The 17041-nt window shown below is 70.3% G+C and carries 12 protein-coding genes, 3 tRNA genes and 4 pseudogenes; 6 read left to right on the forward strand and 13 right to left on the reverse strand.

What is annotated here, in order from left to right; genetic code table 11:
• Positions 1–15: 15 nt before the first annotated feature.
• On the reverse strand, positions 16–1017 hold the full coding sequence (locus tag B9W62_RS26370) for a nucleotidyl transferase AbiEii/AbiGii toxin family protein (protein WP_087809485.1): 1002 nt from the start codon (positions 1015–1017) through the stop codon (positions 16–18).
• A complete protein-coding gene (locus B9W62_RS26375) occupies positions 1014–1667 on the reverse strand; it encodes a hypothetical protein (RefSeq protein WP_179235679.1) in 654 nt (217 codons plus the stop codon). Before B9W62_RS26375 ends, B9W62_RS26370 begins: the two co-directional genes overlap by 4 nt.
• Positions 1668–1818: 151 nt before the next feature.
• Between B9W62_RS26375 and B9W62_RS26380 the strand changes: the two are divergent.
• Positions 1819–3008: pseudogene (locus tag B9W62_RS26380) on the forward strand (RNA polymerase sigma factor).
• Between the two features lie 15 nt (positions 3009–3023).
• Here B9W62_RS26380 and B9W62_RS26385 read toward each other — a convergent pair.
• From B9W62_RS26385 to B9W62_RS26400, 4 genes are all read right to left on the reverse strand, one after another.
• Complete coding sequence (locus tag B9W62_RS26385) at positions 3024–4952, reverse strand: ABC transporter ATP-binding protein (protein WP_087809487.1); 1929 nt, start codon at positions 4950–4952, stop codon at positions 3024–3026.
• A complete protein-coding gene (locus B9W62_RS26390) occupies positions 4952–6685 on the reverse strand; it encodes an ABC transporter ATP-binding protein (RefSeq protein ID WP_087809488.1) in 1734 nt (577 codons plus the stop codon). Before B9W62_RS26390 ends, B9W62_RS26385 begins: the two co-directional genes overlap by 1 nt.
• A 139-nt stretch (positions 6686–6824) precedes the next feature.
• The gene (locus tag B9W62_RS26395; protein ID WP_087809489.1) at positions 6825–8273 is read right to left on the reverse strand and encodes a xylulokinase; all 1449 of its coding nucleotides are present in this window, start codon (positions 8271–8273) and stop codon (positions 6825–6827) included.
• A gap of 49 nt (positions 8274–8322) precedes the next feature.
• Positions 8323–8628 carry a YtxH domain-containing protein gene (locus B9W62_RS26400; protein WP_016326153.1) on the reverse strand — a complete coding sequence of 102 codons (306 nt, stop codon included), beginning with the start codon at positions 8626–8628 and terminating at the stop codon, positions 8323–8325.
• 149 nt (positions 8629–8777) lie between these two features.
• Here B9W62_RS26400 and B9W62_RS26405 point away from each other — a divergent pair.
• The 3 genes from B9W62_RS26405 (at position 8778) to B9W62_RS26415 (ending at position 9200) form a co-directional block, all read left to right on the forward strand.
• Positions 8778–8850, forward strand: a tRNA-Asn gene (locus tag B9W62_RS26405).
• A 5-nt stretch (positions 8851–8855) separates the two neighbouring features.
• Positions 8856–8928: transfer RNA gene (locus tag B9W62_RS26410), tRNA-Asn, on the forward strand.
• A 198-nt stretch (positions 8929–9126) separates the two neighbouring features.
• Positions 9127–9200: transfer RNA gene (locus B9W62_RS26415), tRNA-Ile, on the forward strand.
• 194 nt (positions 9201–9394) lie between these two features.
• On the opposite strand, the pseudogene B9W62_RS40875 reads toward B9W62_RS26415, so the two are convergent.
• The 4 genes and pseudogenes from B9W62_RS40875 to B9W62_RS26430 form a co-directional block, all read right to left on the reverse strand.
• Positions 9395–9580 (reverse strand): annotated as a pseudogene (locus B9W62_RS40875) (class I SAM-dependent methyltransferase); the annotation flags it as partial.
• A complete protein-coding gene (locus B9W62_RS40310; protein WP_218781991.1) occupies positions 9577–9717 on the reverse strand; it encodes a hypothetical protein in 141 nt (46 codons plus the stop codon). The gene B9W62_RS40310 and the pseudogene B9W62_RS40875, both read right to left, overlap by 4 nt.
• 103 nt (positions 9718–9820) lie before the next feature.
• Positions 9821–10138, reverse strand: coding sequence for a hypothetical protein (locus tag B9W62_RS26425; protein WP_087809490.1), 318 nt, complete (start codon positions 10136–10138; stop codon positions 9821–9823).
• Positions 10135–10482 (reverse strand): DUF6415 family natural product biosynthesis protein, encoded by a 348-nt coding sequence (locus tag B9W62_RS26430; RefSeq protein WP_256976588.1) that lies wholly within the window; start codon positions 10480–10482, stop codon positions 10135–10137. The genes B9W62_RS26425 and B9W62_RS26430 overlap by 4 nt, the downstream gene beginning before the upstream one ends.
• A gap of 23 nt (positions 10483–10505) precedes the next feature.
• On the opposite strand from B9W62_RS26430, the pseudogene B9W62_RS26435 reads away from it, so the two are divergent.
• A pseudogene (locus B9W62_RS26435) lies at positions 10506–10772 on the forward strand (NUDIX hydrolase); the annotation flags it as partial.
• Here B9W62_RS26435 and B9W62_RS26440 read toward each other — a convergent pair.
• Positions 10765–11277, reverse strand: coding sequence for a hypothetical protein (locus B9W62_RS26440; RefSeq protein WP_179235681.1), 513 nt, complete (start codon positions 11275–11277; stop codon positions 10765–10767). The pseudogene B9W62_RS26435 and the gene B9W62_RS26440 sit on opposite strands and share 8 nt — an antisense overlap.
• A 729-nt stretch (positions 11278–12006) precedes the next feature.
• Between B9W62_RS26440 and B9W62_RS41135 the strand changes: the two genes are divergently transcribed.
• Positions 12007–15777, forward strand: a complete 3771-nt coding sequence (locus B9W62_RS41135) for a DNRLRE domain-containing protein (protein ID WP_306426458.1) — start codon at positions 12007–12009, stop codon at positions 15775–15777.
• A gap of 53 nt (positions 15778–15830) precedes the next feature.
• Here B9W62_RS41135 and B9W62_RS26455 read toward each other — a convergent pair whose 3' ends face one another.
• Positions 15831–16460, reverse strand: a complete 630-nt coding sequence (locus tag B9W62_RS26455; RefSeq protein ID WP_179235682.1) for an SMI1/KNR4 family protein — start codon at positions 16458–16460, stop codon at positions 15831–15833.
• 258 nt (positions 16461–16718) lie between these two features.
• Positions 16719–17033, reverse strand: a pseudogene (locus B9W62_RS26460) (hypothetical protein); the annotation flags it as partial.
• Positions 17034–17041: the final 8 nt, after the last annotated feature.

Here is a 17041-nt window from a genome sequence, read left to right on the forward strand (position 1 = left end):
GACGCGGCGGCGGGATCAGCCGCCCTCCCGGCCGAACGCCGGAGTCACCGCCCGTACCAGCCGCTCGGCGAACTCGTCCTCGCGGTCCCGGAACCGCGGGTACTCGGTGACGAAGTGGTTCCACTCCACGTACCCGGCCGCCTCCACCACGTCCTCCAGAAGGATGTGCTCGCGGTGGTACGGCCACTCGCCCGACAGCCGGAACACCTCGTGCAGCAGGTCACGGCTCAGTGGATGCCGCTCGGCCAGCAGCACGGCGTCGTACAGGTCCTTGCCCTGCCCGTGCATGTCGTTGATCAGCCACATCAGCTTCCAGGCGAGCGACAGACCCGGCGTCGCGGCGTACAGCATCGCCCCGCCCGACAGCTCCACCGGCTCGGGCGGCTCCGGAAGCCGCTCCCCGAACACGAAGTCGAGCTGGACGTGCCCGCCCGGCAGCCCCGGCGCTCCCCAGGGCAGCACCATGCGCAGGCCCGGCACCCGGTCGTAGGTCCAGATGTCCTCGACCACGGCGCCCTGGGCCGAGATGCCGACCGGCACCTCGTCGGCCCCGGTGCCGGCCCGGGCCCCGGCCGCCTCGGCGAGCGCCGTCAGCATCCGCTCGGTGCGGCGGTCGTCGATCCGCCAGGACTGGGGGACCACCACGAAGTCCAGGTCACCGGGCTCCCGGGCCTGCGCCTCGAACCACGTCGACATGAGCATGCTGCCGCGCAGCACCAGCGAGTCCACCCACTCCGAGTCCGCGACGGCGCCCAGCACCCGGTCCAGGGCGCGCCGTCGGGCCGCCCGCCACGCGGTGCCCCGCTCCGGGTCCGTGAAGCTCGGATCGGTGGCCCGGTAGGCGTTCCTGTGCTGCTTCAGCGCCGGGTCGAACACCGGCCGCTGGGTCACGTCGTCCCCCGGCACCGGCAGCAGCGTCCTGGGCAGCTGCTCGGCCCGCCGGGTCTCGTCGTCCAGGGGCGCCCGCGGGACCCTGTCGTTCGCCCAGCCGAAGCCCTGCCACGCCTGCCTGCTCATCGCCGTACCCCCTCCGGCCGCCCCGCCGGACGGCCCTCGTCCAGCCGGCCCTCGACCAGCCAGCCCTCGTCCACCGACACATCGCTGTCGTAGAGGACGAACTCCCGCTCCACCTCCAGCACCCGCAGCGGCGCCAGCGCGTCCAGCAGTCCGTCCAGCGCGCGACCCGCCCCCTCGGCGTCCACCCCGTGGCAGCGCTGGGTGACGAACCGCTCGTGGGTGGCGTCGTCGCGCACCCGCCGGGCGTTCCACGACAGGTGGGCGCCGTGCGGCACCACGCGCTCCGCCAGCGCCGCCGGGTCCGTGCCGGCCGCCAGCAGCAGCTTGACGTGGTGCTCGAAGTACCGGCCGTCCGAGCACGGCAGGCGCGGCACCTCGGCGGCCCACGGCGACGACTCGATCTTGACGCGGACCGGCCGGAAGCCGTCCGCCCGCAGCCGCTCCACCGTCGAGTCGGCGCGCGCCGCCTCCTGCGCGTAGGTCCGCGAACCCCGCAGCGTCAGCATCGGCTGGTACGGCGTCCGCCCCCGGGCGAGCACGATGTGCGTCAGCTTCAGCCCGGCCGCCCCGGCCCAGCGGCCGAGCCGCTCGGCCTCGCCGGGCTCCGGGCAGCGCACCGTTATGTGGGTCTCGTACAGGGAGGCGGACATCCCGGGATCGTGTCAGAGCCGGGTGCCGCTCGGCATCCCGGTTTCCCGGGAGTAACCCCTCGGTCACGGCCCGGACGCAAAAAGTCACCGCACGCCCCTCGTGGCGGCGATGTGTCGTACCCCACACTGGGGGCGGTACCTGAGTGCACGCGTGCGAGGCGGACGGCGGCGAGCGAGCCGGCTCCGCCCCCGACGTACCGCCGCCGGCCCCCGCCGGCCGCGTCCATCCTGGAGGTCGCCCCCGTGCAGACCCAGACGCTCACCCAGAACGACACCGGTACCGGCGCCGCGGAGCCCGACGCCGAGCGCGGTGTGCTCGTCGCGATGCCCGCGCAGCCCGGTGCCGGGGCGGCCGGGCACCACCCCGGCGTCCCCGGGGACGTTCCCGAGCCTCCCGAACCGCCGCCGCCCACCCGTACCGAGTCCGGCGGGCCCTCCTCCGACCTGTTCCGGCAGTACCTGCGCGAGATCGGGCGGATCCCGCTGCTGTCCGCGGCCGAGGAGGTCGACCTCGCCCGGCGGGTGGAGGCCGGGCTGTTCGCCGAGGAGAAGCTGCGGCACACCCCCGACCTGGACAGCCGCCTCGCCCTCGACCTGGACCGGCTCGTCGTCCTGGGCCGCCTCGCCAAGCGCCGCCTGATCGAGGCCAACCTGCGGCTCGTGGTGTCGGTGGCCAAACGGTACGTCGGCCGCGGGCTGACCATGCTGGACCTGGTCCAGGAGGGGAACCTGGGCCTGATCCGGGCGGTCGAGAAGTTCGACTACGCCCGGGGCTACAAGTTCTCCACCTACGCCACCTGGTGGATCCGCCAGGCCATGTCCCGAGCCCTGGCCGACCAGGCCCGCACCATCCGCGTCCCGGTCCACGTCGTGGAGCTGATCAACCGGGTGGTCCGCGTCCAGCGCCGGATGCTCCAGGAACGGGGCTACGAGCCGACCCCGCAGGAGGTCGCCGCCCACCTGGACCTGGCGCCCGAGCGGGTCGGCGAGGTGCTGCGCCTGGCGCAGGAGCCGGTGTCGTTGCACGCCCCGGTCGGCGAGGAGGACGACGTCGCCCTCGGCGACCTCATCGAGGACGGCGACGCCGCCAGCCCCGTCGAGTCGGCCGCCTTCCTGCTGCTGCGCCAGCACCTGGAGGCGGTGCTCTCCACCCTCGGCGAACGCGAACGCAAGGTCGTCCAGCTCCGCTACGGCCTGGCCGACGGCCGCCCCCGCACCCTGGAGGAGATAGGCCGCCTCTTCGGCGTCACCCGCGAACGCATCCGCCAGATCGAGTCCAAAACCCTCAACAAACTCCGCGACCACGCCTACGCGGACCAGCTGAGGGGCTACCTGGACTGACCCCTCACCCCGTCTTCACCCCACCTCGGCCACCGCCTCCGCGAACTGCGCCTTGTACAGCCGCGCATACGCCCCGTCCGAGGCCAGCAGCTCCGCGTGCGCCCCCTGCTCCACGATCGCCCCGTCCTCCATCACCAGAATCGTGTCCGCGTCCCGGATCGTCGACAGCCGGTGCGCGATCACGAACGACGTCCGCCCGTGCGCCAGCTTCGCCATCGCCTTCTGGATCAGCACCTCCGTCCGGGTGTCCACGGACGACGTCGCCTCGTCGAGCACCAGGATCACCGGGTCGGACAGGAACGCCCGCGCGATGGTGATCAGCTGCTTCTCACCCGCGCTCACCCCCGTGCCCTCGTCGTCGATCACCGTGTCGTAGCCGTCGGGCAGCGTCCGTACGAACCGGTCGGCGTGCGCGGCCCGCGCGGCCTCCTCGATCTCCCCGCGGGTGACCTCGCGCGACGCCCCGTAGGCGATGTTCTCCGCGATGGTGCCGCCGAACAGCCAGGTGTCCTGGAGGACCATGCCGATGCCGGCCCGCAGCTCGTCCCGGGACATCTTGGCGATGTCGACGCCGTCCAGGGTGATCCGGCCGCCGGACACCTCGTAGAACCGCATCAGCAGGTTGACCAGCGTGGTCTTGCCCGCGCCCGTCGGACCGACGATCGCGACCGTGTGGCCCGGCTCCACCGCCAGGGACAGGTCCTCGATCAGCGGTTTCTCCGGGTCGTAGCGGAAGGACACGTGCTCCAGCTCCACCCGGCCGCGCAGGTCCTCGGGCCGGGCGCCCGGGATCGGGTCCGCCGACTGCTCCTCGGCGTCCAGCAGCTCGAAGATCCGCTCCGCCGACGCCACGCCCGACTGCACCAGGTTCGCCATCGACGCGACCTGCGTCAGCGGCATCGAGAACTGCCGGGAGTACTGGATGAAGGCCTGCACGTCGCCGATGGACAGCTGGCCCGAGGCCACCCGCAGGCCGCCGACCACCGCGACCAGCACGTAGTTCAGGTTGGACACGAACATCATCAGCGGCTGCATGATCCCGCTGTTGAACTGCGCCTTGAACCCGGCCTCGTACAGTGCGTCGTTCTGCTCGGCGAACTGCTTCGCCGACTCCTCCTGCCGCCCGAACACCTTCACCAGCGCGTGCCCGGTGTACATCTCCTCGATGTGGGCGTTCAACTGCCCCGTGGAGCGCCACTGCTGCACGAACTGCGGCTGCGACCGCTTGCCCACCCGCGTGGCCACCACGAACGACAGCGGCACGGTCACCAGCGCGACCAGCGCCAGGATCCAGGAGACGTAGAACATCATCGCCAGCACGCCGATGATGGTGAGCAGCGAGTTGATCAGCTGGCCCATCGACTGCTGGAGCGTCTGCCCGATGTTGTCGATGTCGTTGGTGGCGCGGCTGAGCACCTCGCCGCGCTGGCGCTTGTCGAAGTAGGACAGCGGCAGCCGGGACAGCTTCGTCTGCACGTCCTCGCGCAGCCGGAACATCGTCCGGTTCACCGCCCGGTTCACCAGCCGGGTGGCCACCGCCATCAGCAGTCCCGCCACCGCGAACGTCGCCAGCGCGATCAGCAGCACCTCGCCGACCGCGCCGAAGTCGATGCCCCGGCCCGGGGTGAAGTCCGTGCCGCGCAGCATGTCGGCGACCTTGCCGTCACCGCGCTCCCGCATGGAGGCGAGGACCTGCTCCTTCGTGGCCCCGGACGGCATGTCCCGCCCGACGATGCCCGCGAAGACCAGGTCGGTGGCCCGGCCGAGGATCTTCGGCCCGACCACGTTGAGGCCGACGCTGACGACCACGCACGCCAGCAGCGTGAACAGCGTCGCCCGCTCCGGCCGGAACTGGGCGACGAGCCGTTTGCCCGACCCCTTGAAGTCCATCGATCGCTGGTCGGGGCCGCCCCCGGCCATCATGCGACCCGCAGGCCCGGCCATCAGGCAGCCTCCGCTTCCGTCAGCTGGGAGAGCACGATCTCCCGGTAGGTCTCGTTGTCCGCCATCAGCTCGTGGTGCCGGCCCACGCCGACGACCCGTCCCTCGTCCAGCACGACGATCCGGTCCGCGTCCCGGATGGTCGCCACCCGCTGCGCCACGATCACCACCGTCGCCTCGGCGGTCTCCTGGGCCAGCTCGGCCCGCAGCGCCGCGTCGGTGGCGTAGTCGAGGGCGGAGAAGGAGTCGTCGAAGAGGTAGATCTCCGGGCGCTGGACCAGCGTCCGGGCGATCGCGAGCCGCTGGCGCTGACCGCCCGACACGTTGGTGCCGCCCTGCGCGATCGGCGCGTCGAGCCCGCCCTCCAGCTCGGAGACGAACTCCTTGGCCTGCGCCACCGCCAGCGCGTGCCACAGCTCCTCGTCCGTGGCGTCCGGATTGCCGTAGCGCAGGTTGGTCGCGACGGTGCCGGCGAAGAGGTACGGCTTCTGCGGCACCAGGCTCACCACCTTGGCCAGCGTCTTCGGGTCCACGGTCCGCACGTCCACCCCGTTGACCAGGACCTCCCCGTCGGTGGCGTCGAAGAGCCGGGGGACCAGGCCCAGCAGGGTCGACTTGCCGCTGCCGGTCGAGCCGATGACGGCGGTCGTCTCGCCCGGCTTCGCCGTCAGATCGATGTGCCTGAGCACCGGCTCCTCGGCCCCCGGGTAACGGAAGCCCGCCTCCCGGATCTCCAGGTGCCCGTGCCGGCGCAGCTCGGTGACCGGAGCCACCGGCGGCACCACGCTGCTCTCGGTCCCCAGGACCTCCTGGATGCGCTCGGCGCAGACCTCCGCGCGCGGGATCATCATGAACATGAAGGTGGCCATCATCACGGACATGACGATCTGCATCAGGTAGGCGAGGAACGCCGTCAGGTCGCCGATCTGCATCCCGCCGCTGTCGATCCGGTGGGCGCCGAACCACACCACCGCGATCGACGACAGGTTCACCACCGTCATGACCACCGGGAACATCAGCGCCAGCAGGTTGCCGGTGCCGAGGGCCACGTCGGTCAGCTCGGTGTTGGCCTTCCGGAAGCGCTGCTGTTCGTACTCGTCGCGCACGAAGGCGCGGATGACGCGGTTGCCGGTGATCTGCTCGCGCAGCACCCGGTTCACCGTGTCGAGGCGCACCTGCATCTTCCGGAACAGCGGGCGCAGCTTCCGCACGATCAGCGTGACGCAGACCGCCAGCACCGGTACCACCCCGAGCAGCACCCCGGACAGCGGCACGTCCAGACCGAGCGCCATCACGATGCCGCCCACACACATGATCGGCGCCGACACCATCAGCGTGAACGTCATCAGGGCCAGCATCTGGACCTGCTGCACGTCGTTGGTGGTCCGGGTGATCAGCGAGGGGGCGCCGAAGTGGCCCACCTCGCGCGCCGAGAAGGACTGCACCCGGTCGAAGACGGCACCGCGCACGTCCCGGCCGAGGGCGGCCGCGGTGCGCGCGCCGTAGAAGACGGCGCCGATGTTGCAGACCACCTGGGCCAGCGAGATGCCGATCATCAGGGCGCCGTAGCTCAGGATGTAGCCCGAGTCACCCTTCACGACGCCGTCGTCGATGATGTCCGCGTTCAGCGTCGGCAGGTAGAGGGAGGCACAGGTTTGCAGGAATTGCAGCGCCACCAGCAGGGCGATGGGCTTCTTGTAGGGCCTGAGATAGGTCCGCAGTAGTCGTATGAGCACACTGAGTCTCTCGGAGTCGGCGACAGGGGCCGCGGTTGGTTGCCCCTGGCCCCTATCGTCGGGCACTCCACCCGCGTTACCTCAACCGATTAACCCAAGAGCACGGCAAATTCCGGCCTACGGGCGGTAAGCCTCCGCTTCACAGCGCGCCCGGGTGCGTCTGCTCGCGCACCGACACGTACTGCTGGCGCACCGCCTGCCCCACCGCCAGCTCCTCGCCCGGCTCCAGGACCTGCGCCACCGGGCCCTGCCAGACCGGGGGAGTGCGCGGGTCCAGCGTGCCCTGGGAGACGCCCAGCGCCCAGGCCGCCTGGCGGGCCGAGCCGATCGCCGCGTAGTCCGCCGGCTGGGGCACCACGACCTGCGTCCCGAACAGCGCCGGTGCCGCCGCCTGCACGGCCGGCAGCTCGGCCGCCGCGCCCAGCAGGAACACCCGCCGCACGTCGACGCCCCGCCCGCGCAGCACGTCCAGGGCGTCGGCGAGACCGCACAGCATCCCCTCGAACGCGGCCCGCGCCAGGTGCTCGGGCCGCATCGACTCGCGCCGCAGGCCGGCCAGGGTCCCGGCGGTGTGCGGCAGGTTCGGGGTCCGCTCGCCCTCCAGATAGGGGAGCAGCACCAGCCCGTGCGATCCCGGCGTGGACTTCATCGCCAGCTCGGACAGGCTCTCCAGGTCCGGCACCCCGAGCAGTTCGGCGGTGCCGCGCAGGGCCCGTACGGCGTTCAGGGTGGTGACGACCGGCAGGTGCATACCGGTGGCGTCGGCGAGGGAGGTGATCATTCCGTACTGGTCGACGAGCGCCTCCGGGTGGACGGCCATCACGGACCCGGACGCGCCCAGCGACACCACCGCGTCGCCCAGCCCGATCCCGAGCCCGAAGGCGGCGGCCTGGGTCTCCCCGGTGCCGGCGGAGATCAGCAGCCCTTCCGGCGTGGTGCCGGCCGCGTCGGCCGGGCCGATCACCTCCGGCAGCATCGCCTGGTGCCCGAGCGCCAGCTCCACCAGGTCCGGCCGGTAACCGCCGGTCGCCGCCGACCAGTAGCCGGTGCCCGAGGCCCCGCCCCGGTCGGTGGTCCGCCGGGCGGGCCGCCCGAGCAGTTGCCACACCAGCCAGTCGTGGGCCTGGAGCAGTACGGCGGTCCGCGCGGCGGCGTCCGGCTCGGTCCGCGCCAGCCAGCGCAGCTTGGTCACCGCCTGCCCGGTCTGCGGCACCGAGCCCACCGCCTGCGCCCACGCCTCACGCCCGCCGAGCGCGTCGATCAGGTCGGCCGCCGCCACCTGGGAGCGCTTGTCGCCGCCGACCATGGCCGGGCGCACGGTGTTGCCCTGCGCGTCCAGCGGCACGACCGAGTTGGCCTGCGCCGACACGCCGATGGCCTGCACTCCCTCGAGGAGCCCGCCGCCGGCCGCCTCCCCGAGGGACAGCAGCCAGGCCTGCGGATCGACGTCTGCGGGCCGGCCCCCGCCCTCGGGGCTCTCCAGCGGGTGCGGCGCGTAGCCCTGGCGCAGCACGGCACCCGTGTCCGAATCGCAGACGACGATACGAGTGAAATCGGGCGAACTGTCCAACCCGGCGACTATCCCCATACCCGAAATTCTGCCGCACCGGGGGCGGTGCCCGTACCGCCCGGGGGCCTCAGGTGTTGCTCGTGCCCCAGTCGTCCGGACCGCTGCCGTTGCTGCCGCGCTCCCGCAGCGAGCGGACCCGGTGGGCCACCGAGTCGGGCATCCGGTCGCCGACCTTGTCGCTCACCACGTGGTACGCCTTGTCGGCGAAGTGCCTGCCCTGCTGGGCCGCGGACTCCGCGGTGTTGCGCACGGCCGGGTTCTGCGCGACCTGCTGTGCGGACTTCCGCAACTGCTCGTAACGCTCCCGCCCGGCCTTCGTGCCGAGCACGTAACCCACCGCTAGTCCGACGACGAACGTGAGCCGGTATCGCATGGCGGCCACCCTTCCCTTCACTGGCTCCGGGGGTGCTGGCGAGTACCGATTGGCGGAGCACCCCCCTGCTTGCGCTAATGTATGTGTCGCAGCGAGCGCGCGCCCCCTGGCGAATACCCAGGCAGACGCGTTCGATGCGACACCGACATTCCTCGGTAGCTCAATTGGCAGAGCAGCCGGCTGTTAACCGGCAGGTTACTGGTTCGAGTCCAGTCCGGGGAGCTCGGTCCTCCGTAGCTCAATTGGCAGAGCAGCCGGCTGTTAACCGGCAGGTTACTGGTTCGAGTCCAGTCGGGGGAGCACCGTGAACGAGGACCCTTCGGGGTCCTTTTTCATGTGCCCCTCACGTGTTCTCAAGTCCCGGGAACCATGCGGCACGCTGCGGAGTCTTCAAGGTCATGAAGGCAGCCGTGGAAGCCGACCATCCGAGGCAGGAGATCGTATGAGCGGCTATGCTGCGGCAGACGGCGCGCACACCTGTACGCGACACGCCGCTATGGGGCGGTAGCTCAGCCGGTTAGAGCAGCGGACTCATAATCCGTCGGCCGTGGGTTCGAGTCCCACCCGCCCCACTCGTGCGCCTGGCCGCAGGAACGTTCTCACCTGCGGCGCGAGCTGAAACCCACCTCTGGCAAGGGTCCTCCGACCTCCACGGAGATCGTTGGCTGGCCCTCTGCTGGCGGGCGCTGGGAGAACACCAGCCGACCCCCGGGTGCAGCCGCTCACGGATCGCAGGCAGCAACCGAGCCGGGTCGGTGAACCAGACCGCGCCATACACCGAGTACACGGCGTCGAAGCCGTCTCGGTCCTCCCGCAGGAAGTTGGCGGCCTCCACCTGGCGCAGGTCCAGCCCCGGCGCCTGACCCCACCGCTCGCGTGCGGCGGCCAGCTGCTTCGGCGACACGTCGACACCGACCGCGCAGTGGCCGAGCGCGATCGCCGTGTCTGTCACGTGGTGCTCCGCTCATAGGGCCAGCCGCCCGGCTGTGACACCGGACGGCTGGAGTCCTGCACGAGGGGCGTCGTGCGGCGGGCGAGTCGGTCGGTCACCTTGGGGCCGACGAGGGCGGCGGGGTCCGTGGTGCCCACGGGATGCTCCAACGCGAGGGTCACTTCTTCCCCTTGTTGTGGACGTCGCCTCCGGTTGGAGGCGTGGCCCGCCCTCCGGAAGGGGGCGGGGAATCTGGGGGGCCTACAGCAGCCGTGCGGCGACGGGCGGCAGGAACAGACCCCGCGCGCGGTGTTCGGCCCACAGCTTCTCGTCACGGACATCAGCGCGACGGGAGTAGCTCTCGCGCTGCGGGCAGTCGTCGGTGTGCGGCTCGGGCACGTCCGCGGGGTGTTCGTCCGCCACATGACGGCTCAGGGTCACCTGGAGTCGCGCCGCGTGGTCCCGGCCTGGGTCGCTCTCGTCGGCGGTGTACGCCGACGCGCACAGCCACAGCAGTTCCGAGCACTGCTCGCCCGCCCACAGGAAGGGCGGCGGCACCGGCCAGTCGTTGAGGCTCACGAGGCGCAGCCCAGGGTCTGGCAGTGGTCGGCCAGCGCGCGAACCGAGCAGGCGAGCTTCGTCGTGAGGGCCAACTGACGCTCGAACGTCTCGCCGGGCGGGAGCCGGAGGCGCATGCGGGCCTCTCCGACGCAGGCCAGAGCGCAGGCACGAGGGATGTCGTCCTTGGGGAGGCCGCCACTTGCCACCTCGTTCTCGGGGATGGCCACGTGTGCCATGCCATCGAGCATCTGATGCAGCTTCTTCAGCTCTTCCGGGGACGGCGGCTCCGCGTCAGGGGCGAGCAACAGAGCGGCTGTCTCGCGCATCGTCTGGAGGTCCACCGGGGCGGTAGCGTGTGGCACGTCGGCACTCCTTGGGTGTCCCACGCCCCGAGTGCGCAGTCCGGGAGACCCGGGAGGAGACCGGCCTCGACGTCGAAGTGGTCGGGATCGTCGGCACGTACTCGAACCCCCGGCATGTCTTCGCCTACGACGACGGCGAGGTACGGCAGGAGTTCTCCATCCGCTTCCTGGCCCGTCCGGTCGGCGGCCGGCTGACCGTGTCCGAGGAGTCCACTGACGTTCGCTGGTCCGAGCCGTCGGCCGTCGACGTCCCGCCCTCTCAGCGGGAGAGCGGGGCCGCGGTCAGTTGAGGAAGGCGAGGAGGGCGACGACGAGCAGGCGGTTCTCGATCTGCCAGTACGACTGCACCCATGCGGCCAGGACTACCGGCGAGGCGGCGGCCGCGTCCGCGCCGGTGATCAGATAGACGGTCTCGACGGTCCGTCGGCCCATCCTGGTGGCGGTACGCCGCAGTTGGGCGACTTGTACGGCTCCGCTGAACTCGACCCACGCCGGCACGTCGTCGACCTTGATCGTGCGGGTGACGCGGCGTCCGTGTCCTTGGTCCGTCCTGGTGACAGCGGGTACCGACGTGCAGGGAAGCGACTTGAGCTGTGCGAACAACGACTTCTGATCGGAGGGCGGCGACCAGGTGCGGGGCGCAGGAGCCGCCGTCGCGTGCGCCCCCGACGGTCTTGCCTCGATGGCGATCACCCTGCGGTCCGCGACGAGCGCGGTTCTGGTCACCGCCCAGGCGCCCAGCACCGCATCGAGGCGGTCCGCGTCCGCGGTGAACCCGCGTGCTCCGGCCGCCACCGCACACCGCCACGGTGTGGATCAGGGATCCGGCCGAGTAACTGGACGAGGAGCTCGTGAACTGCGACAGGCGTGCGAACAGGCGCGGCGATGCGAGACGACGACATAGCGGGGGCGTGATCCCCTGGTCGGACGGTACGGCGCAGGAACCTCCATCCAACCGGACCGGAACACGTCCGCGCATCCCCGTCCACCCATAGAACCCCACGCCACAGGGCTACAAGACGACTTCGCCGGGACCCTGGGCAAGAAGGCCGGATTCGCACGTAGTCCGGGTGGACACGCAGCAACAACCGCAGCGCGCCCGGGCGGGCGTCCCAGATCCGGGCGGTTTCGATGGGGTGCTGTGGCGGGTTCGCACCGGTTGCGGATGGCGTGTCCCGGAGCGGTTTGGCCGAATAGGGCAGGGTGCGGCCGCTGTAGGCAGGTGGCAAGCCGGACTGGTGGCGGGACGGGCCAAGCCTTGGCGACGAGCGGGTCGGGAAGAGGCGAGCCTTGTGATGCTGCTTACGTTTGAGGCGGCGGACTCTTGGCGGCTCCGCCGTTCCAGCGCCGCCGATTTTGGCGTGATCTTACTCGGCTGGATAGTTCATTCACCGAGTGGATCTCCCTTCCTAGAGTCCCTCCTCGTGCACTTCTTCGCACAGGAGTTCCATAGGGAGGACGCGGTACACCGTGCAACAACACCAGAGATCCCGCTCGGGGCCAAGACCCAGACGCCTCGGACACGTGGCGGCGATCGCCGCTCTACTGCTGACCGCGCAGGCCGGTATCGCCCTGACCGGGCAGGCCGTCGCGGCCCCCACCCCGGGTGACGGGGAATCCTCGGTCGGTGGCGTAGAACCCTCGAAGGCGGACATCGAGGCGTCGGACCGGGCCTGGGCTGCCACGCACGCCAAGGGCTCGCGGGCGTGGGCGCTGGCCGAGGCGGAGCGGACCGGGAAGAAGACCGTCGTCACCGACGAGACGTCGGCGACCACTTACACGGTGGCCAACCCGGACGGCACACTGACCTCCGAGCTGACCGCCGGTCCGGAGCGGACCTGGCAGGACGGCGCGTGGCGGAAGGTCGACGCCACCCTCACCAAGGCCGCTGACGGCACCATCACCGCCAAGGCGCATCCGAACGGTCTGCGGCTGGGCGGCAAGGGCGGCACGTTGCCCAAGTCGCTGCGCGCCGCGCAGGACGGCACCGCCCGGGACCTGGTCACCCTCGGTACCGGGGACGACCAGGTGACGCTGGGGTGGAAGGGAGGTCTGCCGGAGCCCGAGCTGGACGGTCCCCGCGCCCGTTACGAGAACGCGGTGCCCGGCGCCGATGTCATCGTCGAGGCCACCCGTACCGGGTTCGAGCAGTTCGTGGAGATCGGAGAGCGGCCCTCCGGCGCCTACTCCTACACCCTCCCCGTCAAGGCGAAGGGCCTGAAGGCGAAGGCGAACAACGACGGCTCGGTCACCTTTACCGACGCTGCCACCGGCGCCGGGCGCGCAGTGATGCCCGCCCCGGTGATGTGGGACTCCGCCGTCGACAAGAGGTCCGGCGAGCACACCAACCGGGTCCGTGTCGACATGGAGGTCGTCGACAAGGGCAACGGCGAGATCGACCTGGTCGTCTCCCCGGACGCCGGTTTCCTCGCCGACCCGGACACCCAGTACCCGGTCACCGTCGACCCGTCCACCTCCGCGCTGACCAACACCTTCGACACCTACGTGCAGCAGGGTGAGACCGTCGACTGGTCCACCGATGTCGAACTCGACTTCGGCAACCCCGGCACCACCAACGCCAACGGCACCCCGCGCACTGCCCGCTCCTTCATCACGTGGAACACCACGCCGATCCAGGACGCGCTGATCGTCGACACCAACCTGGCGCTGTACAACTTCCACTCTGGCGACACCGACTGCGCCGCCCAGGGTTGGACCGTATGGGACACCGGCGCGCCCTCGACGTCCTCGCGGTGGACGGCCCAGCCCGCGTGGAACGACCAGTACCACTCCTCCACCGAGACCAAGGGCAACCCGTCCTGCGCGGCCACGCAGCCGGACGGCTGGATCAACGCCGATGTCGACACCCTCGTGCAGACCTGGGCCTCGGCCAAGGCCACCCGCGGTCACATGGGCCTGCGCGCCGCCACCGACTCGGTCGACGCGTGGAAGCGGGTCAACTCCGCGAACGCCACGGCCAATCAGCCCAAGCTGTCGGTGACGTACAACTACCGTCCCTCCGACGGCACGAACCGACAGGCGGGCGGCCCGTTCCGGTCGTACGCGGGGGTGTGGGCCGTGAACACCACCACCCCGACCCTGCGGGACACCTTCACCGACCCGGACGGTGACACCGTCAACGGCACCTTCCAGGTCTACGACGCCGCCACCGACACCCCGATCGCCACGCCGGCGGGGGAGGGCCTGCTCGTCTCCGCCTTCGTCGCCTCGGGCAAGCCGGCGTCCGTCACCGTACCGGCTGGCCAGCTCAAGGACGGAAGGACCTACAAGTTCCGCACCAACCCCTACGACGGCACCCACTACAACCTGAGCTGGTCCGGGTGGACCCAGTTCGTCGTCGACACCACCGCACCCGGCGAGCCGGCCTCGATCACCTCCGCCACCTACCCGGAGAACTGGGGCGGCGGCGGCGCCGGCATCGCGGGCACCTTCGACGTCACGACCGGCGACGCGTCCCCGTACGAGGTGCAGTACCGCCTCGACCCGTACGAGGACGACCCGGAGGACCACGGCTGGGCATCGGTACGCACCACCACGCCTACAGCCAGGGCCCTAGCACCGGAAGCCTCATACACCGCAACCCCGGCTGCGGACGGCAACCATGTGACACAGACGCGCACCGTGGACCGGGCCGGCAACGTGGGCCCGATCAGGGACTACGGGTTTACCGCCGGGAATCGGGATTACAACCGCGCACAGAAGATCGACATCAAGTTGCCGCAGCCGGACCTCAACTCCGACGCCGCCGCGTACCTCAACGAACCGCAACGCCACCCGGACGCGGACTGGAAACAGGGCAGCTCGTCCCGGACCGTGAGCAAGGGCGGTGAGACGGTCACCATCACTCCGAAGGACGAGCGATCGCTCGAAGGAACCCGTAAGGCCGCGAAGGAACTGGCCGAGCGGAACAAAATGCGGGCCCCGACCTACCCCGATCCGATCGTCACCGGCTCCTGGTGCCAGCCGTCGTTGTCCGGCGAGGCCCAGAAGTCGCTGATCACCCGTAACGAAGCATGCGTCTTCTACGACCTGGACTATGGGAAGGAGTACTACCTCCACGGCGTCAAGACCGCTGAGTACCATGCCAGTTTCGAGATCGCTTTCCAGGTCAAGACCGACCCGCACGACGGGACGATCAAGACGTGGATCCAGATGAACCCGGTCTACAACGACTTCCCCGGGGACGACAGGTCGGTACTGTTCGGTGACGGCAACCCCATCGCCCACATCGACTCGATGTGCTTCAGCGGCGCGTGCGAAGGCGCCACTGACGGCCGGGACGTGCGGAACTTCGACTTCTACGGCGACCTCAGCTGGGAGGGTGGCGGCGACAGTAGCCCGGTCGACTCCCACATGGCAACGGGTACCGCCTCGCACAAGTGGGACGGCTCCACGGACGGCGTCGGCCCCACCGACGCCGGCTTGTCCAGGGAGCTGCCGGTCTGGTTCGTCTACAACCCGGAGAGCGAGTACGTGCCGGTCGAAGGCAAGGACGACGACATCGACGCCGGCGATGCCCGCTCACCCGGCATCGATGTGCGCTGCGACAAGGTCGCATCCTACGGCGATCCGGGATGTGTGCTGACGCAGTACGTTCCCGAGTACCAGATGGATGCCGCCCGTTACCCGGCCGCAGCGGCTCACCTGTGGATGGTGCAGAACAAGTCCGGTGTCAAGGGCTTGGGGACGATCGCCGAGCCGATGCACTACCGTCCCGACGCGGACAACGGCCGTGTGAACTCCACGTGGACCAAGAAGAAGATCCGTGCCCGGGTCTGCGGCTACTACGGAGGCAGCCGAACCGACGGGTACGTCCCGACCAAGGGATTCGTGCCTCATCCGAAGACCTTCCTGCACCCGGAGTTCCGTCCGCAGGTTCCCCTGCCGAATCCGGACAAGGTGAACTGTGACGAGGTGCCGTTCGCCTCGGCATACGAGACCGTCGGACTGCCCGCTGCCGCCGGCGGCCTGAACCCTGCCGGCAAGGCCGGAGGCGGCGAGTGCATCCAGACCGTGGCGGCCAAGGCCGACGACGGCAGTGAACACCTCCTGGACGACACCCGCTACGACGCACCGACATTCAGCGAGAAGTGCGGCCGTTCCTCGATGTCCGGGTACGTCAACCAGGGCGCGATGAACAAGTACGGCAATGAGTTCCTGGCCCGGATGCGCGTCATCGACGGCGACGCGTTCGCCGTCGATCCCGGGCGGCTGTGGTTCGGGGGCTGCAACACCGGCGCGGCGAGCCTCGTCTGCGAGATGAAGAAGCCGTAGCCACGGCGCCGCTGCCCGGGGTCCGCCGGCCAGGCGGGCCCCGGGCGCAGGGGTCAATGGACGGGGTGCCAGTGCTCCAGCGCATCGTCCAGCAGAGGCGCCTCGGGGTCGTCCCAGAGCAGGCAGCCCCACACCAGGCCGGGCACATCCGGGCCCATGGCATCGGCCGGCCCATCGGTGAGCGTGCGGTGCACGGCATCGAGATAGGCGGCGATCGACGGATGGCCCGGCTTGTCGCAGGCCAGGTTGTCCGGCATCGACCAGCGGCCTACGCCGACCGCGCCCACGTAGTGCCCGGACTCGGGACCGGCTTCGTCGCCGGTCAGCCACGGCACTACCGGGGCGCCCCACGAGTCGCCGCGGCCGGTCTCGGGCAGCCGTGCCCTGAGAGCTTCAGCTGGGCCGAGCAGAATTCCGCCAGGCAGGAACGCCCCCGAGCCAACCTCGCCCTCTGCTTCATTGGCCTCGATGTACTGGTGTTCCACACCGCCACACAGCCGCCAGAGAGCGCCAAGCTCAGCGGGAAGCCCGAAGCCGACATGCTGCCTCAGCCGGTCGTCGGCAGCCTCAATCGCCTGCTCCGGAACAGGCGGCAGTAGGGAGGCATAGGAGACCGGGGCGTTCGCCTCCAGCCAGATCGTGAGGCGCCGCCAGGCCATCTCAAGAATCCGTTGATCGCTCACCGCACCAACCTACTGAATCCTCGCTGGGGGCTGACGGTTGGTTTCGGCCCCGCATTGGCATTCCAGCCAGGCCCCGTCCGTCGAGAAGTCCGGTACGTCGGACGTCTGCCGCTTTGGTGCCGACGGGGAGGAGGAGATCACCTTCGGCCACTTCTTCGCGCTGCGCCGACGGACGCGTGTGGCCCGGTCACGGGGCGTCCCCTCACTCGTCTCGACACCCAGTACGACGCTGTATCCCTCGCGGGCGCGCTCCAGCCCCGCGGAACGCAGAGCCCGGCAGTCGACACCGTGCGAGGACAGGATCTCCAGGTAGCCGGAGACGCGAGCGAGGAGATGAGTGGCGGACGGCTTGAACCATGCCGCCGCGCCAGGGTTGATCTCGTCGTCGTAGACGTGGGGGTCGACGGTCGAGGGATCGGCGTACGCGGCGTCGTACCAACTGTTGTTGTCGTGGCGGAAGGTCTCCTGCTCGTCCGAGAGCTTTCCCTCCCTAGCCAGATTATTGACGAGCCCGAAAATGCCGCACGTAAGGGATGAATCGCTCTTGTAAGCACGAACCCGGGACTGATCCAGGGCCGCCT

The organism is Streptomyces sp. CS113 (genome assembly GCF_002188365.1).
In the GTDB taxonomy this organism is placed as follows: Bacteria; Actinomycetota; Actinomycetes; order Streptomycetales; family Streptomycetaceae; genus Streptomyces; species Streptomyces tendae.

Bases quoted from the DNA above. Each gene is read 5' to 3' on its own strand.
- B9W62_RS26370 (WP_087809485.1), bottom strand. From the start codon at position 1,017: ATGAGCAGGCAGGCGTGGCAGGGCTTCGGCTGGGCGAACGACAGGGTC.
- B9W62_RS26375 (WP_179235679.1), bottom strand. From the start codon at position 1,667: ATGTCCGCCTCCCTGTACGAGACCCACATAACGGTGCGCTGCCCGGAG.
- B9W62_RS26395 (WP_087809489.1), bottom strand. From the start codon at position 8,273: ATGGGGATAGTCGCCGGGTTGGACAGTTCGCCCGATTTCACTCGTATC.
- B9W62_RS26385 (WP_087809487.1), bottom strand. From the start codon at position 4,952: ATGGCCGGGCCTGCGGGTCGCATGATGGCCGGGGGCGGCCCCGACCAG.
- B9W62_RS26400 (WP_016326153.1), bottom strand. From the start codon at position 8,628: ATGCGATACCGGCTCACGTTCGTCGTCGGACTAGCGGTGGGTTACGTG.